Source organism: Aliiglaciecola sp. 3_MG-2023, assembly GCF_030548205.1.
Taxonomy (GTDB): domain Bacteria; phylum Pseudomonadota; class Gammaproteobacteria; order Enterobacterales; family Alteromonadaceae; genus Aliiglaciecola.
This window is the reverse complement of record NZ_JAUORV010000006.1, coordinates 273,397-297,317: the sequence shown is the minus strand read 5'-3', so window position 1 is coordinate 297,317 and position 23,921 is coordinate 273,397. Positions and strand designations below refer to the sequence as shown.

19 protein-coding genes are annotated in these 23,921 nt (G+C 41.0%); 6 read left to right on the top strand and 13 right to left on the bottom strand.

Going from position 1 to position 23,921, the window contains the following annotated elements:
- The first annotated feature begins 31 nt into the window (after positions 1 to 31).
- Together Q4574_RS09290 and Q4574_RS09285 are read left to right on the top strand one after the other, a co-directional pair.
- Positions 32 to 514 carry a glutathione peroxidase gene (locus Q4574_RS09290; RefSeq protein WP_303473782.1) on the top strand — a complete coding sequence of 161 codons (483 nt, stop codon included), beginning with the start codon at positions 32 to 34 and terminating at the stop codon, positions 512 to 514.
- Between the two features lie 48 nt (positions 515 to 562).
- Positions 563 to 1,552 (top strand): 2-hydroxyacid dehydrogenase, encoded by a 990-nt coding sequence (locus Q4574_RS09285; RefSeq protein WP_303473781.1) that lies wholly within the window; start codon positions 563 to 565, stop codon positions 1,550 to 1,552.
- 58 nt (positions 1,553 to 1,610) lie between these two features.
- Here Q4574_RS09285 and Q4574_RS09280 read toward each other — a convergent pair whose 3' ends face one another.
- Entirely contained in the window at positions 1,611 to 2,372 is a 762-nt protein-coding gene (locus Q4574_RS09280) for a methyltransferase domain-containing protein (protein ID WP_303473780.1), read from the bottom strand.
- 67 nt (positions 2,373 to 2,439) lie between these two features.
- Here Q4574_RS09280 and Q4574_RS09275 point away from each other — a divergent pair, with 67 nt between their 5' ends.
- A complete protein-coding gene (locus Q4574_RS09275) occupies positions 2,440 to 3,198 on the top strand; it encodes an ElyC/SanA/YdcF family protein (RefSeq protein WP_303473779.1) in 759 nt (252 codons plus the stop codon).
- A gap of 45 nt (positions 3,199 to 3,243) precedes the next feature.
- Here Q4574_RS09275 and Q4574_RS09270 read toward each other — a convergent pair whose 3' ends face one another.
- Positions 3,244 to 4,005 (bottom strand): Nif3-like dinuclear metal center hexameric protein, encoded by a 762-nt coding sequence (locus Q4574_RS09270; protein WP_303473778.1) that lies wholly within the window; start codon positions 4,003 to 4,005, stop codon positions 3,244 to 3,246.
- 129 nt (positions 4,006 to 4,134) lie between these two features.
- On the opposite strand from Q4574_RS09270, the gene Q4574_RS09265 reads away from it, so the two are divergent.
- Positions 4,135 to 4,470, top strand: coding sequence for a hypothetical protein (locus Q4574_RS09265; RefSeq protein ID WP_303473777.1), 336 nt, complete (start codon positions 4,135 to 4,137; stop codon positions 4,468 to 4,470).
- A gap of 79 nt (positions 4,471 to 4,549) precedes the next feature.
- Positions 4,550 to 6,379 (top strand): M2 family metallopeptidase, encoded by a 1,830-nt coding sequence (locus Q4574_RS09260; protein WP_303473776.1) that lies wholly within the window; start codon positions 4,550 to 4,552, stop codon positions 6,377 to 6,379.
- Positions 6,380 to 6,454: 75 nt separating this feature from the next.
- Here Q4574_RS09260 and sohB read toward each other — a convergent pair whose 3' ends face one another.
- Positions 6,455 to 7,477 (bottom strand): protease SohB, encoded by a 1,023-nt coding sequence (gene sohB, locus Q4574_RS09255; RefSeq protein ID WP_303473775.1) that lies wholly within the window; start codon positions 7,475 to 7,477, stop codon positions 6,455 to 6,457.
- 264 nt (positions 7,478 to 7,741) lie between these two features.
- Positions 7,742 to 10,321, bottom strand: a complete 2,580-nt coding sequence (locus tag Q4574_RS09250) for a VolA/Pla-1 family phospholipase (protein ID WP_303473774.1) — start codon at positions 10,319 to 10,321, stop codon at positions 7,742 to 7,744.
- 352 nt (positions 10,322 to 10,673) lie between these two features.
- On the opposite strand from Q4574_RS09250, the gene Q4574_RS09245 reads away from it, so the two are divergent.
- Entirely contained in the window at positions 10,674 to 11,420 is a 747-nt protein-coding gene (locus Q4574_RS09245; RefSeq protein WP_303473773.1) for a YciK family oxidoreductase, read from the top strand.
- 131 nt (positions 11,421 to 11,551) lie between these two features.
- Here the strand turns inward: Q4574_RS09245 and glnS are convergent, their stop codons facing one another.
- From glnS to sdhC, 9 genes are all read right to left on the bottom strand, one after another.
- Positions 11,552 to 13,216 carry a glutamine--tRNA ligase gene (gene glnS / locus Q4574_RS09240; protein ID WP_303473772.1) on the bottom strand — a complete coding sequence of 555 codons (1,665 nt, stop codon included), beginning with the start codon at positions 13,214 to 13,216 and terminating at the stop codon, positions 11,552 to 11,554.
- Positions 13,217 to 14,003: 787 nt separating this feature from the next.
- Positions 14,004 to 14,876: a succinate--CoA ligase subunit alpha gene (sucD, locus tag Q4574_RS09235; RefSeq protein ID WP_303473771.1), complete on the bottom strand. Its 873-nt coding sequence runs from the start codon at positions 14,874 to 14,876 to the stop codon at positions 14,004 to 14,006.
- Positions 14,876 to 16,042 carry an ADP-forming succinate--CoA ligase subunit beta gene (gene sucC, locus Q4574_RS09230; protein WP_303473770.1) on the bottom strand — a complete coding sequence of 389 codons (1,167 nt, stop codon included), beginning with the start codon at positions 16,040 to 16,042 and terminating at the stop codon, positions 14,876 to 14,878. The genes sucD and sucC overlap by 1 nt, the downstream gene beginning before the upstream one ends.
- A 132-nt stretch (positions 16,043 to 16,174) precedes the next feature.
- Entirely contained in the window at positions 16,175 to 17,662 is a 1,488-nt protein-coding gene (gene odhB / locus Q4574_RS09225; RefSeq protein ID WP_303473769.1) for a 2-oxoglutarate dehydrogenase complex dihydrolipoyllysine-residue succinyltransferase, read from the bottom strand.
- A gap of 12 nt (positions 17,663 to 17,674) precedes the next feature.
- Positions 17,675 to 20,497 carry a 2-oxoglutarate dehydrogenase E1 component gene (gene sucA, locus Q4574_RS09220; RefSeq protein WP_303473768.1) on the bottom strand — a complete coding sequence of 941 codons (2,823 nt, stop codon included), beginning with the start codon at positions 20,495 to 20,497 and terminating at the stop codon, positions 17,675 to 17,677.
- Positions 20,498 to 20,673: 176 nt separating this feature from the next.
- Positions 20,674 to 21,384 (bottom strand): succinate dehydrogenase iron-sulfur subunit, encoded by a 711-nt coding sequence (locus Q4574_RS09215; RefSeq protein WP_303473767.1) that lies wholly within the window; start codon positions 21,382 to 21,384, stop codon positions 20,674 to 20,676.
- 14 nt (positions 21,385 to 21,398) lie between these two features.
- Positions 21,399 to 23,168: a succinate dehydrogenase flavoprotein subunit gene (gene sdhA, locus Q4574_RS09210; RefSeq protein ID WP_303473765.1), complete on the bottom strand. Its 1,770-nt coding sequence runs from the start codon at positions 23,166 to 23,168 to the stop codon at positions 21,399 to 21,401.
- On the bottom strand, positions 23,165 to 23,515 hold the full coding sequence (gene sdhD / locus Q4574_RS09205; RefSeq protein ID WP_303473764.1) for a succinate dehydrogenase, hydrophobic membrane anchor protein: 351 nt from the start codon (positions 23,513 to 23,515) through the stop codon (positions 23,165 to 23,167). The genes sdhA and sdhD overlap by 4 nt, the downstream gene beginning before the upstream one ends.
- The gene (gene sdhC, locus Q4574_RS09200; protein WP_303473763.1) at positions 23,509 to 23,883 is read right to left on the bottom strand and encodes a succinate dehydrogenase, cytochrome b556 subunit; all 375 of its coding nucleotides are present in this window, start codon (positions 23,881 to 23,883) and stop codon (positions 23,509 to 23,511) included. Before sdhC ends, sdhD begins: the two co-directional genes overlap by 7 nt.
- Positions 23,884 to 23,921 lie beyond the last annotated feature (38 nt).

Below are 23,921 nucleotides of genomic sequence, written 5' to 3'. Positions count from 1 at the left end.
AAGCCGCAATAGCAACCTACATGAGATAAATATGTCAGACTCGATTTACGATTTTCAAATGCCAATGAGCAGTGGTGAAGTAAAAGATTTTTCAGATTATAAAGGCAAAGTGCTATTGATAGTAAATACCGCTAGCAAATGCGGATTTACGCCCCAATATGACGGCTTACAAGGACTATATAAAAAATATAAAACACAGGGATTAGAAATTTTGGGATTTCCCTGTGACCAATTTGGACATCAAGAACCCGGTTCCGATTCTGAAATTGAACAATTTTGTACTCTGAATTTTAGCGTCGACTTTCCTCTTTTTAAAAAATCAGATGTAAATGGCAAACATGCCTCTCCTCTTTACGAGTATTTGAAAGCTCAAGCTCCCGGTGTGTTAGGTAGCAAAAGTGTTAAATGGAATTTCACTAAATTTTTAGTAAACAAAGACGGAAAAGTTATGGGCAGATATGCCCCAAAAACCAAACCAGAAGCCATTGAAAAAGATATAGAAGCACTGTTGTAATATATCTATCACCTCAGAATCATAGCCAAAGCATAAGAGACGAGCAGAATGAAAACACTATTTTTCAGTAGTAAATCTCATGATATTACTTACTTTACTAAACAAAATGCAGATTATAACTTCACCTTAGACTTTCAAGAAGCTAGGCTATCAATTGATACCGTAGCCTTGTGTCAGGGTTATGAAGCCATATGTGTCTTTGTTAATGACCAAGTGAATAAACAGGTTATTGAACAGCTAAAAGGCATGGGAGTAAAGCATATTGCGTTGCGTTGCGCTGGGTTCAATAATGTTGATTTACAAGCGGCAAAACAACTTGGAATAAACGTTTCTCGCGTACCAGCTTATTCTCCTGAAGCCGTTGCGGAACACACTGTCGCATTAATGATGACCTTGAATAGGAAGTTACATAAAGCGTACAACCGCGTGCGTGAAAACAACTTTAGTCTCAACGGTTTAATTGGTTTCAATTTTCATGGCAAAACTGCTGGTATTATTGGCTATGGTAAAATAGGAAGATGCACAGCTAATATACTACTCGGCTTAGGTTGTAAGGTAATTTGTTATGATCCAATTGCTCAAGATACTCCCTCTAAAGATGTCACTTTTGTTTCCCTTGACACCCTTTTAGCTAATTCAGATATCATAAGCTTACATTGTCCACTAACCAGTGAAAGTCAATATATGATAAACGATGACTCGATCCATAAAATGAAAGATGATGTCATGCTGATTAATACATCCCGCGGCGGATTGGTCGATAGTAAAGCGGTAATACGAGGGTTAAAGTCTCGAAAGATAGGTCAACTGGGCTTAGATGTGTACGAAATGGAATCAGATTTATTTTTTGAAGATAAGTCTTGGGAGATTATGCAAGATGATGTTTTTGACCGGTTAGTGGGGTTTCCCAACGTATTAATTACCGGACATCAAGGATTCTTCACCCACGAAGCATTACAACAAATTGCCCAAACCACCCTTAACAACCTTGCGTTAATGGCAAAAAAACAATCAGATCCTAATACCTTTTTAGCTTAAGGATCCGTTATTCAGTACTCGAAATAAAAAGTGGTTGCTGGGTCAATTTACCCCGAAATCAGGAGTTACAGCGAAGAATAAGATGGAAATACTTGCCCAACCATTTGTATGGTTCCCTATGACCATATTTTATTTCAGCGGCTTTAATCTTTTCGTATTCGTCGGTTTGCTTAGTGATATCCCTTAAATAATCATGAAAGCAACGGATACCCGCGCTGCTAATAATTTCACACGGCAAGTCATCTAGATGATGAATAACTTTTTGCGGTTCTAATGCATTATTAGGATTCAATCTCACGGTATTTTTATGCTTCATATCAGCTGCAACATAGTCGAAGTTACCGTACAGCAGATTACCAAACCTATGGGCATCCTTATTGAAAAAGCTTAAAGACAGTACCCCACCCGGCTTTACTTTTGTTAGCAAAGAAGAAATAGCCTCAAGCGGCGACTCTAACCACTCTAAAACGGCGTGGCATATCACCACATCATAGGTCTGTTGAGTGGGCAAATCACTCAATGAACTGCACATAAAGCTCACATTTTCATAATTTGCTAAATTTTTTTTAGCCATCGCCACGGCATCTGCAGACAAGTCATTAAATGTAAGTTTATGCCCCCATTCAAGCATGACTTTACTCATGATTCCTGTACCGCCCCCAACGTCAATAATGTCGAGCGGTTTATCGTTATGATTGATATACTGATTAAGATTATTAACTAACAATTCATGGCGCAGTTTACCTTTACTGGAACCGTAAATATTGTTAGCAAATTTATCCATCAATGAATCAAAACTTTGATCTGATTTTTTACTCATAGAATGATATTTTTTGACAAGAGGTATAGCCTCTCACTGTACGTGACTTTAATGGAGATCATTTTACGTGGATTTGTTCCTTTTTAAAAAGTTTATCGGTGTATTCTTAATGCCTTTACCGGTAATTTTAATATGTTTAATCACTGCGTTAATTTGTTTATGGCGAAAAAAGTACGCTCGAGCCAATCTGTTTATGATTGTCGGCATAGTGAGCTTCATTTTAGTGTCTTTTGCCCCCGTACCCAATACGCTTTTGCATTCCCTAGAGCGACAATATCCACAATACGATTTATCCAAAAAGGTAAATTTTATCGTTGTACTTGGCTGTTCTCACATCAATGATAGGGCCGTCCCCATCACGTCTCAACTATCTCCTTGCTCTCTCATCAGAGCTACCGAAGCCATCAGAATATTACAATATAATCCACGGGCAAAGATATTGACTTCAGGTAACGTCGGTAAACAAACATTTAGTAATGCCTATATGAATGCGCAGTTTCTCATTGCCATGGGTATTCCAGAAAGTCGTATTATTGAGGTTCCTTTGTCAAAAGACACTGAAGAAGAAGCCGCTAACTTGCGCGACACACTGCAGAACAACCAATTTGCGTTAGTCACCTCAGCCTCACACATGAAACGTGCAATGCATTTATTCCAACAACAAGGGTTAATCCCCATTGCAGCACCAACCGAGCACCTAGTCAGAGATTCAGAAGACGGCGACAGCGGTTATTTGCTACCGAACTCTAAAAACATATACAAATTTGAACGCTGGTGGTACGAATGGATGGGAAACACTTGGGTTAAAATAAAGAGTTGGTTCTAATCAAAAACTAAGTGTTCCTTTAAAACTAAGCGGCGAAAAGTCGTCTTAAACGGGATTGTCTATATCTACAAACGTCACATCTATATCAAAGGACCGGGCTAAATATTCACCTACAGCCTTAGCGCCATAGCGTTCAGTAGCATGGTGCCCAGCAGCGATAAAATGAATACCCATTTCCCTAGCAACATGAACCGTTTGTTCCGATATTTCACCGCTTATAAACGCATCCACACCCTGTTCTGCTGCCATTTCTATATAGCTCTGACCGCCACCTGTGCACCAAGCAATTGATTTAATATTGTGATCGCCAGCATTAATTATCTGCGGTTTTCTTTGCAAAGAGGTTTCAATATTGATTGCCAGTTCATGCAGCGGCAGAGGCGTTTCAAATTGTCCTAACATGGCAACACTTTGCGGATTTTTTTGCTCTAAACCTCCAATAACGTCAATATTGAGCCGTTTTGCTAATTGCGCATTATTCCCCAATTCTGGGTGGATATCTAAAGGTAAATGGTAACCATAGAGGTTAATATCATTATTGATTAGGTCTTTAATTCTTTGTCGTTTCATCCCTATGATACAAGGGTTTTCACCACGCCAAAAATAACCATGATGAACAAAGATGGCATCTGCATTTAACCCTACAGCGCGATCAATTAACGCCTGACAGGCTGTCACCCCAGTAACAATTTTACGAATTTCGGGAGTTCCTTCTATCTGTAATCCATTAGGACAATAATCTTTAATCTTTTCAGGTTTAAGTAATTGATTGAGATAAGTTAACAACGTTCGGTTATTGATGCTCATAGCCACCCTTTAACACTTTATTATCATTTAATATACAAAATTGTCGAAATTAGACATTTTTCAGAAAACACGGTATAAAAGCATTCCAACAATAGCAATAAATTTTAGTAAAAAGGTGCAGACCCTACAATGAGCAAATTGGACAAAGAACAGATCATCGAAAATTTTACCGAAGCATACAAATCCGCACATGGCAAAACACCAACCATCGAAGCTAAGGGTGGCTGGTACAGTGTCGATGGTGGAAAAAATGTCCGATTGTCTGCCCTCGAAGAAATGACTCATGACCTTACATCAGGGAACGCTAAAAACGAGACACTTAAGAAAACAGCTAAATCAGAACCGAAACCAGATTCAGCAACAAAAACAGTGACAAAATCCAAAGTAAAACATAGCTTTTCAGTTAAAGACTATTGGCAAGAAAAAATTATGGCTCAAAATCCTGGTTCAAAACTGCCACGTTAATTTGTACAATGGCTAATAATAATCGATGACAGCGGCTTATTAGCCGCTTTTTTATTTCTGTTATAAAAAGGAAAAGCACATGACGTTCAAACGTACTCAAAGCGCACTATTTGTTATTGCTGCCTTAGGGTTAGCAGCATGTGGGGATAAACAAGAGACTTCTCCTCAATCTGAACCTAAGGTGTTAACAAAAAAAGATGCGCAGCAGTTTGTTGAAACAGCACAACAGGATCTTGCAGAAATTCTTATTCCTGCGGCTCAAGCCGAGTGGGCTTATCAAACATACATTAATCAAGACACCGCAGCGTTAAGCGCATACTTCAATGAAAAATTCACTTCCTTAGCAACAAATTATGCCAAAGAATCAGCAAAATTTAATGCCGTTGAAGTTGACCAAGATACGCGCAGAAAATTAAATTTAATGACCAATAGTTTGGTTATGCCCGCTCCTGAAGATCCTAAAAAATCTGCTCGTTTAGCACAAATAGGATCAGAGTTAGGCGGAATGTATGGTTCAGGAAAGTATTGCCGCAGTGAAAACGAATGTTTCAGTCTGCCTGAAATGTCCAATATTATGGCCACCGAACGTGACCCCAAACTATTGTTAGAAATGTGGGAAGGTTGGCGACAAGTATCTCCTCCGATGAAATCACTATATGCGGAGCAAACTGAACTGGCGAATTTAGGTGCACAAGAATTAGGTAAAAAAGATTTAAGTGAATTGTGGCGCGGTAGCTATGATATGGAAGCAGATGCATTTAGCCAAGAACTTGATCGATTATGGGGACAAGTTAAACCATTTTATGAAGCACTACACTGTCACGTACGTGCCGAGTTAGGCGAAAAATATGGTGAAAATGTTGTGCCTCAAGGTGAACCTATCCCTGCTCACTTATTGGGTAATATGTGGGGGCAATCCTGGGGAAATATCTATGATATCGTAAAGCCACAACAAGAAATGGAGGTTATTGACATCACCAAAGCCTTGGAAGAGCATAATTACGATGAGATACAGATGGTTAAGCAAGCCGAATCGTTCTTTTCATCCTTAGGTTTTGCGCCTTTACCCGACACCTTTTGGGAACGTTCGATGTTTACCCAACCCACCGAGCGAGATGCCGTATGCCATGCTTCAGCTTGGAATATAGATAACATTGACGATCTGCGAATTAAAATGTGTATTCAGAAAAATGGTGAAGATTTCGCTACCATTCACCATGAATTAGGCCATAACTATTATCAACGAGCCTATAATAAACAGCCAATGGCATACCAAAACTCGGCTAATGATGGCTTCCATGAGGCAATTGGTGACACAATCGCGTTATCCATTACACCAAAATATTTAAAAGAAATTGGTTTAGTTGATTCGATACCTGATGCCTCAAATGATATTGGCATGTTGCTTAAATTGGCTTTGGATAAAATAGCATTTGTGCCCTTCGGGCTTATGGTTGATCAGTGGCGTTGGAAGGTATTCTCAGGGGAAGTAACACCTGAACAATACAATACTGCTTGGTGGGAACTTCGCGAGAAGTATCAAGGCTTGAAAGCCCCAATTGAACGCCCTGCTGATGCATTTGATCCAGGTGCTAAGTATCATGTACCAGCAAATACACCTTATACACGCTACTTTTTAGCCCATATCTTACAGTTCCAATTCCATAAGAGTTTATGTGAAATAGCAGGTGATCAAGGCCCTGTGCACCGCTGTTCGATATACGGTAGTAAAGAAGCTGGCACAGCTTTGAATAACATGTTGGAAATGGGACAAAGCAAACCTTGGCAAGAAGCATTGGAAACCTTAACCGGTAAATCAGAAATGGATGCCACAGCCATTCTTGATTACTTTGAACCATTAAAAGCTTGGTTAGATGAGCAAAACCAAGACAGACAATGTGGATGGTAAATAAATAACCAATCAGCACAAAAAAGAGCGACCTAGGTCGCTCTTTTTTGTCATTGCGTGTAAATTAATCGAGGGCTATTTAAACAACGTCTGACTTTTAGACCAAAGCTTTACAAAAGCCGACTCAATCCCAATAGACGCGGCTTTACCAAACTTTTCTGCTAGACCTTTTTTCTTACTGTATTTAACGGAAAAAATGTTGCGACTGTCTAATTTACTCATCAAGAAATCATCCGATGTTTGGATAGTATCCACCAATCCAAGCTCTTTTGCTCGACTTCCATACCAATATTCACCGGTCGCCACTTTATCTATGTTTAAATCTGTGCGGTGTGAAGAAACAAAGTCTTTAAACATGACATGCACCTCTTCTAACTCTTGTTTGAATTTATCACGTCCCTGCTCCGTATTTTCTCCAAACAAGGTTAAAGTGCGCTTAAAATCACCCGCAGTGTGCTGCTCAAACTCAATATCATTTTTCTTCAAAACTTTATGAAAGTTAGGCAGTTGCGCAATCACACCGATAGAGCCAATAATCGCGAACTTAGCGCTCAATACGTTATCTGCAACACAGGCCATCATATAACCTCCGCTGGCAGCAACTTTATCCACAGCAGCAGTAAGATGAATGTTTTTATCTTTGAGGCGTTGTAACTGTGATGCAGCTAACCCATAACCATGGACGACCCCACCACCACTTTCTAAACGCACTAAAACTTCGTCTTGTGGCTGAGCTGCACATAAAATTGCAGTGACTTCCTCACGCAAACTATCGACTTCGTGGGCATCCATTGAACCTTTAAAATCGACAACAAAAAGATTCGACTTTTGACTATCTTGATCTTTCTTTTTGGCTGCTTTTTCTGCTTTTTTCTGTTCTTTTTGCTTTTTCTTAAGTTGCTCTTTACTTAAAAGGAGGTTTTGCGCATGTTCTTTTAACTCCTCGAACTGCTCAGACATAGATTTAATTTCTAATTGTCCATCGCCCTGTTTTTGCTTGGAAGCAAGTGCAACTATACCGCCAACTGCCAATAAAATGGCCACCACAATGGTGATTGCTTTGGCTAAAAACAACCCATATTGAAATAAAAACTCCAAGCGTAACTCCTTTGTATTGATTTAAAAATCAACTTCTTCAAATTATTAGATGAGGAGCGGAATAAACCGTTCCAAATAGTAATCCCTTAATGTGGGGACAAAATATGAGATTAAAAGCGCATTATTTGCAGATTTCAATAACCCATAAATAATGACGATAGTCAGAATATAACCCAGTCCTTAGTGGGACAACATATAAATGTATAAACGGAAGGCAAAAAAAAGCCAAGTCATCGACTTGGCTTATTGAAATATCATGTTACCTTAATTGGATACTACTGATGGATCAGAAATGACAATGGTTCCGCCGGTGGCAAAAAATGCCGCAGCTTGTTTTTGCATTTCAGTTGTTACTGCAGCACTAGGTGTTGGACTTAATAAACTGGAATGCTCTCCGGCAATAAAACGCACTAACCCATTACCTTCAGTGGTGCTTGAAACTCCACTTAAACCTGCAAAACTTGCCAACGGCTCTGTACCTGCAAAGGTTGATGAATTGACTGTTGTATTAGGAATAACCTGATCTGGCAACGCAGTTGAACCATCATCATTAATCCCGCCACCAATCACTTCTTGAAACATAAAGCTTGTATTGGAAGCAAGTAAAGACGCAAAGTTATTTGGATCTGACGCATCAATAATAGTCTGGGCTGCAAACACAAAACTAGCAAACGTAGCATTAATTTCAGCTAGACCGGCGTCATCAAGTTGCGCTTCATAAGCAATAAATGCAGGGATTATTGCTTCTTCAGCGGGGACTTGATTTTCCGTAGCATAGTCAACTAAGAAAGCTTGAAACTCTGCAGATGATGATGCCAGTAGCGACCCTTTAATTAAATTGCTAAAGCTAGGTGATTCAATCAAGAAACCGCCAATACCGCCACCAGGAACGCTGAATACCGCGGTTTCAAATTGATACATAGAGTCAAAGGCAGCAAGGGGACTAGATTCACCGAATGATCTATTCGAAGAAGCGACAGAAGAAATACCGGTAATAGAACCTAGACTCTGTCCAACATAAGAAACCTGACTACCATCTAAATCTACACTTCCACCAGTTAGATCAACAACGGCATTCAAACCTAATCTTAACCCCATGACGTCAACAATGCTTTGTCGATTGTTATCTCGCGTTGTTAATAACGAAGCCAGATTTAAATAATCCGTAGTTGAACCACCAAAACCAGTTGATGTATTAACAATTTCACCGTCAATGGTAAAACCTCGGCTACCGTGTAAAGGGTGATCAATTGCGACTGTTGCGTAACCAGCAAGGGATAGCGCCCCGGTAATTGCTAAGAAGTCTTCTTTTTTAGAGGTAATACCGTGCTGTAAAATTACCACAGGCCAGCCTGATTCTGGCTTGCTAATGGCAGTTACACCTGAATCAGGTATTGCTGCTAAGACGGCAATCACAGTGGGATCAGGAACGGTAACTTGCACATCAATGGTTTGCGTACCATCTTCGTTTGTTCCTTGAGCCGCTGGTATTGGGCTGTAGCGGGTTACATGACGTAAGTCATTGACGCCCACATTAGTCAAATCCAAATCAAGGAGTTGGCCGTCTGATGCTGCTTGACATAAGTCGTTATTCGGCCCAACAGAAATAGTGCCATTAGCGATTAATGTCGCTATCTGCTCACTGCCTAAAGTTTGTAAAGCTAAGCCATTTGTACAAGCGGCTTCCCAACGTCCATTTAACGGATCGGCTGGATCACTGTAATAAGGTAAGTCAATAACTCCGGCTTTCAGAGAAGCGGCACAAAACGCCCCGACTTGCGGGAAAACGCTAGCAGCAGTTTCGAATAAAGGCGACGAAGGATCAGAAATCGCGGAAATCATACCATCACAGGTATTGAGTCCTACCGCCGTAAGGCCGGCCATTTGCTCTTCTCCCAAAAGGCTTGGTGCCAACATATCAAACGCCGTAGAAACCGGTGCGTCCGATACCGGAATAACTGGTAAAAATGCCGCAGCATCTTCAACCGAAAGCCCAGATTGAAGAGCTTGTGCAAAAGGTGCAATTTGCAATTGTTTAACGGTATTGATGATTTGCGTAGTTGATTGAGTAGTAAAAGTATAACTAAATATTATCTCATCCTGACTCAAGCCCCCTTGGCTCGTTAATACAGCTTCATAAGAATTGATTATTCCTTGTAAACTAAGCTGAGATTCGGTTGCCAAAGGTAAGGTGTTGATGTCTTGTCTTACTAACTCATAGGTTGTTGACGGCTTTAACGCTTGACCACCGGCGGTCAATTTATTGGTTGCTACCACATAATAAGAAGTAGACTCTTTGAAAGGTTTAAGGGGCACGATGGCCACATCATCACCACTTGCTGTGGTGATAAAATCAACCCCAAAGGTCAACTCTTCGCCCACCTTACAGCCTGTAATCGGTGAAACATATGTGCAATCGGGATCATTCAAATCACCACCAATGGCACCTTCGAATATCCTAACTGCGCCAGCACTAGCGACCGACTCAGCGTCTAAACTCACGCCTTCTGGATGAGAAGTTGAAAAAGTAAACGGGTGTTGCGTTGACCAACCATCTAGCGCCCCCAAGGCGGCTGAAGGGTTGTCAAAATCAGGGGTCCCGCCATTAGCCTGACCCGCAACCTCATCCGGCATTTCTAAAGTACCATCATCAGTCACTTCCACTAACGCAAAAAATAAGTCATTTGGTACGTTCAATACACTATTGGAGGGGTCAAACATAATACGTGAAGCGGGAACTGTTTTCGTTGTATCTTGTTGGATTTCTTTGAGTTCGTCGCCACCACCGCAACCAGCGAGCACAAACACTGCAGCGATACTTGTGCTGATTAACAGTTTTTTCATTATTTCTCCCAAATACAGTTAATTCATTGATACACATGTGAAAAGTCGATTTTTTAGGCAACATCTGTACATTGTTTGTGCCTTCCACCTTTCAACAAGTATGACCAGTTGTCATTGCCCCCATAGTATTGGCTTTGTTAGTTTTTTGCAAATGAGTTTGTTAAAATAATGTTAGACTGGCTACTTGTAAAAGAGTTATGTTTTGCTGGTTATGTATAAATAACCGTCACATTAGACTTTCAACGATTTCTTTCTTGAGCTTATTTGATTCCCCAGTTAATTTAAAAATGAATACCTCAAAAAGCCCATAAATGTTAGAATTCCATACCTTTTGTTTAACTCACATTTTAACATGCTCAATTTTTCTGCCCCTTTAAATGCCCTACAAAATAAAACAATATTAATCACTGGTGCCGGAGCAGGCATTGGTAAGTCGGCTGCTATTCACTTTGCCAAACATGGGGCCACAGTTATACTGTTAGGCCGCACAGTTAAAAAACTTGAATCAGTCTACGATGAAATAGTCAATGAGGGTTATCCAGAGCCCGCCATAGTGCCATTAGATATGCAAGGCGCGACAAAAAAGCACTATCAGGATATGGCCAACACCATTATAAATCAGTTTGGAAAATTAGATGGTGTGTTACAAAATGCGAGTGTGCTGGGACATTTAGAACCGTTCAAGCAGATTGAAGAAGATATTTTTAAGCAAGTCATGCAAGTGAATCTAAACAGTCAATTTCTAATGACACAAGCATTATTAGAAGCCCTTGAACTTGCCCCTACCGCTTCGATTGTTTTCACAAGTTCCACTGTCGGCAGCCAGGGAAGAGCCTACTGGGGTACCTACTCCATATCAAAATTTGCCACTGAAGGAATGATGCAAGTTTTAGCCGATGAATATGCAGGTACCAGTCTACGCTTCAATTGTATCAATCCAGGCGCAACTCGCACTTCCATGCGCTCTAAAGCTTTTCCAGGTGAAGATGCAAGTACACTGAAAGCACCAGAAGATATCATGCCGCTATATTTATATTTGATGTCGGATGACAGTAAAGAAGAAAACGGAAAAACCTTCGTTGCTCAACCAAAGTCTTAGTATTTTGAGCAATGCCAAAGGCACGGTATTGAGTTAAACAAAAACAACATAATTAAAGAAAAAATGCGACTTATAAAAGCCGCATTTTTTCTTTCCATGTAACTAAAATTGTAAACTAGGCTTATACCAACCTAATCGCCAATTTTTGCCCAGGTATCTCGCAAGCCCACGGTACGGTTAAATACCAATTTGCTTTCAGTACTGTCTTTATCTTTGCAGAAATACCCAGTGCGTTCGAATTGCACGGTTTGATTAATTTCAGCTTCTAACAAACTGGGCTCTACCCAGCCATTTTTGACAACTAATGAATCTGGGTTAATACAGTCTACAAAGTTCTCTTCAGCAGCAGGGTTAGGCGTTGTAAACAATCGATCATAAAGTCGAATTTCAGCAGGCAAGGCTTTACTAGCACTAACCCAGTGGATCACACCTTTTACTTTGCGTCCATCGGCAGGATCTTTACCCAATGTATCGGGATCATAGCTACAGAAAATGGTGGTGACTTCCCCTTCCTCATTCTTTTCAACACGCTCGGCCTTAATCACATAAGCATTTCGTAAACGAACCTCTTTTCCCAGAACTAAGCGTTTAAACTTCTTATTCGCTTGTTCACGAAAGTCGTCAGCTTCGATTAATACTTCTTGCGTAAACGGAATACTGCGGGTTCCTTTGCTTTCATCATTTGGATGGTTAGCTGCGCTAAGCTGTTCAACCTGATCTTCAGGATAATTCTCGATTACCACCTTCACTGGCGATAAAACCGCCATTGCCCGATTTGCATTTTCGTTAAGATCATCACGGATACAGGCTTCAAGCATGCCCATTTCGACCATATTGTCCATTTTAGTCACACCAATGCGTTTACAAAATTCACGCACTGAATCTGCTGTATACCCTCTACGGCGCAATCCGGCAATGGTAGGCATACGCGGATCATCCCATCCACTGACATGCTCTTCTTCAACCAACTGAATTAATTTACGTTTGCTCAATACCGTGAATTCAAGATTCAAACGTGAAAATTCGTATTGACGTGGTTGTGACTGAATATCAATATTATCTATCACCCAGTCATACAAACGACGGTTGTCCTGAAACTCTAAAGTGCAAAGAGAATGAGTGATACCTTCGATAGCGTCTGATATACAGTGGGTAAAATCGTACATTGGGTATACGCACCATTTATCACCGGTTTGATGATGGTGAGCAAACTTAACCCGATAGATGACAGGATCACGCATACACATGAATGCAGACGTCATATCAATTTTAGCCCGCAAAACACACTGCCCTTCAGCATATTCACCGGCTGTCATTTTACTAAACTCTTCCAAGTTTTGTTCAACACTGGTGTCGCGATAAGGACTATTTTGTCCTGGTTGGGTTAAGGTGCCACGCATTTCTCGCATTGCTTCTTGGGTTGAGAAGTCAACATATGCCAACCCTTTCTCGATTAATTCAGTCGCATAGGCATGCAATTGATCAAAATAGTTCGAAGAGTAACGGGCATCACCTTCCCATTCAAACCCTAACCAATGAACATCGTTCTTGATTGAGTTAACATAATCAATATCTTCTTTGTCAGGATTAGTATCATCAAACCTGAGGTTACAGGTTCCTTGATAATCTTGTGCAATACCAAAATTCAGGCAGATTGACTTCGCATGGCCTATATGCAGATAACCATTAGGCTCAGGCGGAAAGCGCGTGTGAATTTGTTTGTGCAACCCTGCTTGCAAATCTTTATCAATAATTTGACGTATGAAGTTGGTCGGACGAATGTCTGTCTCGGCCATTAATAGTTCCCCTGTAACACGTGTATTAGAAACGAAAAAAGAAGCTATTATAACACTTTGCTAGGAAGGCAAAATCTTTTTAATCAAATAATTTATAAAGCTTTACAGGTTAAGCCGCTGCTTAAAAGTAAGCGACTAAACCAACTCCAGATAACAGCATCCCTCAATAATATTAGAAAGTAATCATTATGAAAGTAAATGCAACCTCATTGGATATTTCCCAATTAGGTGACGTATCCCAATCCACCTCGTATTTTAAATCAAGCCGGTATGCAAATAATTCATTCTTATTTTCACAAGGGTAGCTACCACATATAGCCACATAGACATTATCGACATCAGAGAAATAGTCAAATTGACTAAAGCCGATATCCGCCAAATATAAGCCATTATACAAATAAAAAATGGAAATATCAGAGTCAAAATAAGGTATACCTCTTTCATCCTCTGCACTAGCGAATCCCCCTAGGAAACCGTTTTAAACTCACATTTCATGTTTAATTAAGAAAAGTACGCTGCCACTGGTAATTTGTCAGCTGCTTGCCAATCAGTATTACCCCTGAAGTTTTGAAACTCATCTAAATCCTGATTAACTTTGATACTACAAATTCGTTTTGAGAATTTATATTTTGTTAACTTTCAGATGCGGTTTTTTAAAGGGGGGAAACCTAGTATTTTCGACAATTAATGGAGGATTTTTATACTACGACTAAGTTAAATTACAAAGAATAATAGGCATAAAAAAACCCGCTAGAAAGCGGGTTTTTCACAGCAAATTAATTGCAGATTACCAACCGGTAATTTCACGCAAGCCTTTACCAATATCAGCAAGCGAACGAACTGTTTTAACACCTGCATCTTCAAGTGCTTTAAACTTCTCGTCAGCTGTACCTTTACCACCGGCAATGATTGCGCCAGCGTGACCCATACGCTTACCAGCAGGTGCAGTTACACCAGCAATATAAGAAACAACAGGTTTAGTTACATTAGCTTTGATAAATTCAGCAGCTTCTTCTTCTGCAGAACCACCAATTTCACCAATCATCACGATTGCTTCAGTTTCTGGATCTTCTTGGAACAACTTCAAAATGTCGATGAAGTTTGAACCAGGAATAGGATCACCACCAATACCTACACAAGTAGATTGGCCAAAGCCTTCGTCTGTAGTTTGTTTAACTGCTTCGTAAGTTAGGGTACCAGAACGAGAAACGATACCTACTTTACCAGGCTTATGAATATGACCAGGCATGATACCGATTTTACATTCACCCGGAGTGATAACACCTGGGCAGTTTGGTCCGATCATACGAACACCTTTTACCGTCAAGTATTCTTTTACGAATAACATGTCGATGGTAGGAATACCTTCTGTGATACAAATAATCAATTCGATGCCCGCATCAGCAGCTTCTACAATTGAATCTTTACAGAAAGGTGCTGGTACATAAATGACAGAAGCAGTTGCGCCAGTTTCTTCGACAGCTTCGCGTACTGTATTAAATACAGGCAAATCTAAGTGAGTTGTACCACCTTTACCAGGTGTAACACCACCAACCATTTGCGTACCGTAAGCAATTGCTTGCTCAGAGTGGAAAGTACCTTGACCACCAGTAAAACCCTGACAGATAACTTTGGTATGTTTATTAATTAATACTGACATTATTTGCCCTCCGCAGCTTTAACAACTTGCTGAGCTGCGTCAGTCAAACTGCTTGCAGCGATAATATCTAGGTCAGATGAAGCCAATACTTCACGGCCTAGTTCAGCATTAGTACCTTCAAGACGTACAACAACAGGTACGTTCACACCCACTTCTTTAACTGCACCGATAATACCTTCAGCGATCATGTCACAACGTACAATTCCACCGAAAATATTAACTAATACTGCACTAACGTTGCTGTCAGAAAGTATGATTTTGAATGCTTCTGCAACACGTTCTTTAGTCGCACCGCCGCCAACATCTAGGAAGTTAGCAGGCTTGCCACCGTGCAAGTTGACTATATCCATAGTTCCCATTGCAAGACCAGCACCGTTAACCATACAACCAACGTTTCCGTCTAGTGCTACATAGTTTAGTTCCCATTTAGCCGCTTCAGCTTCACGGGCATCATCTTGAGATGGATCGTGCATAGCTTTAACTTTAGGCTGACGATATGCAGCGTTGCCATCAATAGCCACTTTAGCGTCTAGACAATGAATATCACCGTCATCTTTTATAACAAGAGGGTTGATTTCGATAAGTGCGATATCTAAATCAACAAACATTTTCGCTAAACCTAAAAAGATTTTAGTGAACTGTTTGATTTGAACACCTTTAAGGCCTAACTGGAATGCCATATCACGCGCTTGGTACGGTTGAGCACCAACAATAGGGTCGATTTCAGCTTTCAAAATCTTTTCAGGTGTTTCTTCAGCAACAGTTTCAATTTCAACACCGCCTTCAGTAGACGCCATGAAAACGATACGACGAGAAGTACGGTCAACAACCGCACCTAAATAAAGTTCATCAGCAATATCCGTACAAGATTCAACTAAAATCTTGCTAACTGGTTGGCCATTTTCGTCAGTTTGGAAAGTAACTAGATTTTTACCTAACCATTTCTCAGCAAATGCTTTGATTTCATCTTTAGATTTAACTAATTTAACACCGCCAGCCTTACCTCGGCCACCTGCGTGTACTTGGCACTTTACTACCCACTCACTTCCGCCAATTTTATCGGCCGCTGCTGCAGCTTCTTCTGGAGAATCTGTAGCAAACCCTTCAGATACTGGTAAGCCATATTCTTTGAATAATTGCTTACCTTGATATTCATGCAAATTCATGGTGTTTCTATCCGTTTAATTTAATTTAAAAGTCGCATAATAGCGACTTGATTAAAGGTGCCGATAAAATACCGACATTTGGATAGATGATAGCTCAAGCTACCACCTATCAATTCGATTTAGTCCAAAATATTATACGTCTAAAAGTAAACGAGTTGGATCTTCTAACATTTCTTTTACCGTAACTAAGAAGCCTACGGACTCTTTACCATCAACAATTCGGTGGTCATAAGATAGTGCCAAGTACATCATTGGTAAAATTTCAACTTTTCCATTTACCGCCATTGGACGTTCTTGGATTTTGTGCATACCAAGAATAGCACTTTGTGGAGGGTTAATAATTGGAGTTGACAATAATGACCCAAATACACCGCCGTTAGTGATAGTAAAGTTACCACCTTGTAAGTCATCCATGGCTAATTTGCCATCACGACCTTTTATCGCAAGAGATTTAATACCACTTTCAATCCCTGCCATTCCTAGAGCGTCACAATCTCGTAAAACTGGAGTGACCAATCCACGAGGAGTTGAAACCGCAATAGAGATATCAAAATAGTTATGATAAACGATATCATCACCATCAATTGATGCATTAACCTCAGGGAAACGCTTCAATGCTTCTGTCACAGCTTTCACGTAAAAAGACATGAAACCTAAACGTATACCATGGCGCTTTTCAAAACTTTCTTGATACTGCTTACGCAAATCCATAATTGGCTTCATGTTGATTTCATTGAAGGTAGTCAACATTGCCGTAGAGTTTTTCGCTTCCAATAAACGACTTGCAATGGTTTTACGCAGACGTGTCATTGGTACTCGTTTTTCAGTACGCTCGCCAACTAGCGCGGCTGGAGCTGCAACTGCGGCATCTTTTGATGCTGGTTTAGACGCGCCTTTCAGATGTTTTTCAACATCTTCTTTGGTAATACGACCGCCTTTGCCAGTGCCTTTGATATTCGACGCATCAACGCCTTTTTCTGCCAATAAACGTCTTACTGATGGGCTCAAGGCGTCATTCTCTTCTGCAGACTCAGCTTCTGTAGATTCGCTAGCTGCTGGAGCAGATGCACCTGCACCTTCAGCAAAATTAGCGATAACTTGCTCAGCAGTAACAGTGTCACCTTCTTGGGCAACGATGTCAGTTAGTGAACCGTCAGCAGGAGCAACGACTTCTAACACTACTTTGTCAGTTTCGATGTCCACTAGGTTCTGATCCCGAGAAACCGCTTCCCCAGGTTGTACATGCCATGTTGCGATTGTTGCGTCAGCTACCGATTCTGGCAGCACAGGAACTTTAATTTCCACTGATTTACCCTTTGTACTTGATGTAGTTGGTTGACTAGCTGCGGGTGCTGCAGGTGCTTTTGCACTGCTAGCGCCGTCGCCTTCTTCTAGTTTTGCAATAATTTGTTCACCAAGGACTGTATCACCCTCAGCATCCAATATTTCCGTAATTGTACCTTCGTCTGGTGATACAACTTCTAACACTACTTTGTCGGTTTCAATATCAACAAGGTTTTGATCTCGACTGACTTTGTCACCAACTTTGACATGCCATGTGGCAATCGAAGCATCTGCTACTGATTCTGGTAGCACCGGTACTTTAATTTCTATTGTCATACTGGTTCCTAATTATAGAGTAAGTGCGTCATCAACCAACGCTTTTTGCTGTTGATTGTGAACTGCGTTATAGCCAACTGCAGGAGAAGCAGATGCAGTTCTACCTGCATAAGTTAGTTTTGCTCCTTCTGGGAGCGATGCCCAGAAATGATGCTGGCTACAATACCATGCTCCCTGATTTTGTGGTTCTTCTTGACACCAAACCCAGTCTTTAACGTGAGTATACTTTTTAGTGATCTTTGCCACCACGTCCTCACTTGGGAAAGGATAAAGTTGTTCAATTCGAACAATAGCCACATCCTGTTGTTCGTTTTTGCGACGTTGTTCTAATAAATCGTAGTAAACTTTTCCTGAACACATTACAACTCGTTTAACATCAGCTGGCTTAATATCATCAACTTCATCAATAACAGTGTGGAAAACACCATCAGTTAACTCATCAAAGCTAGACACTGCCAGAGGATGACGTAAAAGTGACTTAGGTGACATAACAATTAGCGGTTTACGCATTGGACGAATCGCTTGACGTCTGATCATGTTGTAAACCTGGGCTGGTGTAGAAGGCACACACACCTGCCAGTTATGATCTGCACATAATTGTAAAAAGCGCTCTAATCTAGCAGAACTATGCTCAGGACCTTGCCCCTCATAACCATGTGGAAGCAATAATGTTAATCCACATAAGCGTCCCCATTTTGCTTCACCAGAACTTAAGAACTGATCGATAACCACTTGTGCGCCATTGGCAAAATCACCAAATTGTGCTTCCCAAATAGTTAAGGTACCAGGCTCAGCAGTTGCATAGCCAAATTCGAAAGCGACAACCGCAGCCTCAGACAGCACTGAGTCGTAAATTTCCATTTTACCTTGGTCTTCACTCACATGTTGCAATGGCATATATTCCGCGCCATCGCTTTGGTTATGTAGAACCGCGTGGCGATGGAAAAATGTACCTCGACCAGAATCTTGACCAGTTAGGCGGATATTTGTTCCTTTTGAAACAATATCGGCATAGGCTAAATTCTCAGCCATCCCCCAATCGATAAGCTTTTCTCCTGCAAGCATAGCTTCACGATCGCCATAGAGCTTTTTCACCCGCGATTGCAATTTAAAGCTCTCAGGATAATTGACAATAGATCGGCCAAGCTCAATGAGTTTATCTTTATCAATTTGAGCATTGTAAGGCGCATCCCAGTCATGCCCCAAATACGGAGTCCAGTCTACAGAATGTTCTGTCATAGGACGCCACTCTGGAACAACACACGCGCCGTGATCTAGCGCTGCACGATATTCACTGACTAATTTCTCTACTTCGTGATCTTCAATACTGCCTTCAGCAGTTAATTGATCTGCATACAATAAACGTGGCACAGGATGCTTTTTAATTTTTTGATACATCAATGGCTGAGTCGCATTTGGCTCATCAGCTTCGTTGTGACCATGACGACGGTAACAAACCAAGTCAATCATCACATCACGTTTAAAAGTATTACGATAATCTAGCGCTAATTTTGTGACGAATAAAACAGCTTCAGGATCATCAGAATTCACATGGAATATAGGTGCCTGAACCATCTTCGCAATATCAGTACAATATTGTGTTGAGCGGGTATCTTCTGTTTTAGAAGTAGTAAAGCCTACCTGATTATTAATTACGATTCTAACTGTACCACCCACTTTGAATCCGCGGGTTTGAGACATATTAAATGTCTCTTGTACAACACCCTGCCCAGCTATGGCTGAGTCACCGTGTATAGTAATAGGTAAAACCGTTGAACCATCAGAGCACTCACGACGGTCAAGACGCGCTCTTACTGAACCAATGACCACAGGATTGACTATTTCTAAGTGAGATGGGTTAAATGCTAACGCCAAATGCACATTACCACCTTCGGTAGCAAAGTCAGAAGAGAAACCAGCATGATATTTAACATCACCTGCACCTAGGGATTGATCATGTTTACCAGAGAACTCATCAAATAAAACCGAAGGGTTCTTACCTAAGACATTTACTAGAACATTAAGTCGTCCACGGTGAGCCATACCAATAACCACTTCTTTCGCACCATTAGCACCAGCGTGGTTAATTAAGCCTTTAAGCATAGGCACTAATGCATCACCACCTTCTAATGAAAAGCGTTTTGCACCTGGAAATTTAGCCCCTAAGTATTTCTCCATACCATCGGCAGCAACTAGGCCCTTTAGAATATTGATTTTTTCATCGCGACTAATTTCGGGTTTTGCCTGTACCGATTCTAAGCGCTGCTGTAACCAACGTTTCTGTTCGGTATCAGTGATATGCATATATTCAGAACCGATAGAGCCACAATAAGTTCTATTCAAGGAAGTGAATAGATCTTTCAACGTCATGGTTTCTTGACCAATGGCGTAAGAACCTACATTAAAATGGGTATCGAAATCTTTTTCAGTCAAATTATGGTGGGATAACTCTAGGTCTCGAACCCTAGGCTGCTTCCATAAGTCCAAAGGATCTAGATTGGCATGTTGATGCCCTCTAAATCGGTAGGCATTGATCAACTGCAATACTTTAACTTGCTTTTCATCACTACTTGAAGCTTTAGCAGGTGCACTGCTAGTTGCTCTGGCCGCAGGACCTAAAGCAGCTAAGGCTTTGAATTGCTCTCTTATTAAAGAATGGTTGGTATCTAATTCAACGCCATCCACTTTAGGCAAACTTTCAAATATACTTCGCCACTGCTCTGAAACACTGTTTGGATCGTCCAAAAATGTTTCGTAGAGTTCTTCTATATAAGCAGCGTTGCCGCCAGCCATGTGTGAAGAATCCCACCATGCTTTCATCACGCTTTGTTGCATTATTGTCCCTTTAAAAAGTAAGGCTAACAACCGGATATCTAGTATGCGTAAATATCCAAAAAATTAAAGTAAATAAACCATTAAGGTTCGATTTTTTAAGCAAAAAAGCCATCCTACAAAGGATGGCTATTTAGACTTGCTGTCACGATTAACACCACTGGTGTTAAATGACTAAACTAAACAGCCCGTTGTAGCAGCATCGACTTGATATGGCCGATGGCTTTAGTTGGATTAAGTCCTTTCGGGCAAACACTCACACAGTTCATGATTCCGTGACAACGGAACACGCTAAATGCGTCATCCAAATCACTGAGTCGTTCATCAGTGGCGGTATCACGACTATCAATTAGGAATCGATAAGCGTGTAACAATCCGGCGGGACCAATAAACTTATCTGGATTCCACCAAAATGAAGGACATGATGTAGAACAACATGCACACAGAATACACTCATACAAACCATCTAGCTTAGCACGCTCTTCAGGAAGTTGAAGATGTTCGCGAGCTGGCGGATGTTTATCATCATTAATTAAAAACGGTTTAATTTTTTCGTATTGAGTATAGAACTGACTCATATCAACGACTAAATCACGTACCACTGGCAAACCAGGTAAAGGACGTACTACAATTTTTCCTTTTCCTAAAGCGGAAAGCGGGGTAATACATGCTAAGCCGTTTTTACCATTCATATTTACGCCATCAGATCCGCACACACCTTCACGGCATGAACGTCTAAATGACAACGTAGGGTCTTGTTCTTTAAGGGCGATAAGTGCATCAAGCACCATCATATCTTGCCCTTCTTCCACTTCAAGCGAATATTCTTGCATGCGTGGAGCGTTATCAACATCCGGGTTGTAACGATATATTGAGAAAGTAAGATTCATCTTCGTTACTCCAATTAATAAGTTCTAGCTTTAGGTGGAAACGCTTCGCGTAATTTAGGTGTCATGTTTACATCACGCTTACGCATAGACTCTGACTCTGGTAGGTAAACAGAGTGGCACAACCATTGTGAATCATCACGATCTGGATAATCGAAACGACTATGTGCCCCGCGACTTTCTGTTCTAAAGTTCGCTGCTACCGCAGTACTAAATGCAGTTTCCATTAGATTATCAAGCTCAAGACATTCAATACGCTGAGTATTGAAATCGCTACTCTTGTCATCAAGGCGGGCAAATTTCAACCTTTCTCTGATTTCTTTCAGTTCAGCAAGACCTTCGGCCATGGCATCCCCTTCGCGGAAAACAGAAAAGTTAAGTTGCATACATTGTTGTAAATCTTTCTTGATTTGTACTGGATCTTCGCCTTTACCAACCTCTGAGCTCTCCCAGCGATTGAAGCGTACCATAGCTTCTTCCACATCAGTTTGTGATGCTTCAGTAGAATCAATTTTATCAATAGCTTCACCAAGATGCAGACCTGTAGCACGACCGAAAACAACCAAGTCTAATAGCGAGTTACCACCTAAACGGTTGGCGCCATGAACAGATACACAAGCAATCTCACCACATGCAAACAATCCACCAATGGGTTTTTCATTGCCATCTTTATCAATGCTAATTGCTTGGCCATCAACGTTAGTGGGTATACCACCCATCATATAGTGACAAGTTGGAATAACTGGAATAGGTTCTTTTACTGGATCAACGTGAGCAAAGGTACGAGACAACTCAAGAATCCCTGGTAATCTTGATTCCAAGACGTCTTTACCTAGGTGATCAAGCTTAAGTTTAATGTGCGTACCCCAAGGACCGTCACAACCGCGACCTTCACGAATCTCAGTCATCATTGAACGTGCTACCACGTCACGGCCCGCTAAATCTTTCGCGTTTGGTGCATAACGTTCCATGAAACGTTCGCCGTCTTTATTTAGAAGGTAACCACCTTCACCACGGCACCCTTCAGTAACTAGCGTACCAGCACCGGCAATACCAGTTGGGTGGAACTGCCACATTTCCATATCTTGAACCGGTACACCCGCTCTCAATGCCATACCAACACCATCACCGGTATTAATGTGAGCATTGGTAGTTGAAGCATAAATACGACCTGCTCCACCTGTAGCCAAAACGACGGCTTTAGACTTAAAGTAAACGACCTCACCACTTTCAATGTCAATAGCAGTACAACCGACTACATCACCATTTTGATTTTTGACTAAATCAAGGGCGTACCATTCACTGAATACTTTTGTTTTATTTTTCACATTCTGCTGATAAAGCAAATGTAATAAAGCATGACCTGTACGGTCGGCTGCAGCAGCTGTTCGAGCGCCTTGTTCACCGCCAAAGTTTTGAGATTGACCACCGAAAGGACGCTGATAAATTCTACCGTCTTCGAATCGAGAAAATGGCAAACCCATATTCTCCATTTCAATAATCGCTTCAGGACCTGTTTTACACATGTACTCAATTGCATCTTGATCACCAATGTAATCAGAGCCTTTAACTGTATCGTACATGTGCCATTCCCAGTTATCTTCATGGGCATTTCCTAACGCAACAGTGATCCCGCCTTGAGCAGACACTGTATGTGAACGTGTTGGAAATACCTTTGAAAGTAACGCACAGGATTTACCTGATTGAGAAATTTGTAAAGCTGCTCGCATTCCAGCGCCGCCAGCCCCTACTACTACCGCATCGAACTCATGAACCGGAATACTCACTTCACACCCCACAAAACAAATAAACCAACTGCAACATACACAAATGCAATAATGTTAAGTACATATTGTAACGTTGCTCGTAAACCCGGACCTTTGACATAATCAGTTAAAACTTGCCATAGACCAATTCTTACATGATACATAATTGCAACTAGCGTAATGAAAGTGAAAACTTTCATAAATATGCTAGAAAATAAATCTCTCCAAATTTCAAATGTCACCACGGGTGTGGCAATGAAAAAATAGGTCATGTAAAAAGAAAATAAGGTAATGATAAGTGCCGTAGCACGCAGAGTAACAAAATCTTGCACTCCGTTACGTTTTAAACCCGCTTGTTCGGTTACCACAATATAACTCCTATAACGATCGTCACTAATACCCACAAACCAATAGTGGCTTGTGCGCTTAAGTTGCCTGAGTCGATTTCTTCCCAATGACCCATATCCATAATCACGTGACGGATACCGCCAAGAATATGGTAGGTCAATGCGGATAAGGTACCGATAGCAACGAATTTACCAAGAGGCCCTGCCATCACTTCTTGCACCGTATTAAACCCATCAAGGCTTGATACTGATACAGCCCAGGCCCAGATCACAAAAATCAGGGCGAAGAACATAGCAACACCGGTTGCCCGATGTAAAATAGAAACTATAGCTGAAGGGGGAAAACTTATCGTATTGAGTTGCAGATTGACTGGTCTTTGTTTTTTCACTTTATGTGCCTGTAATCATTGTTGAGGTTTGACGCATT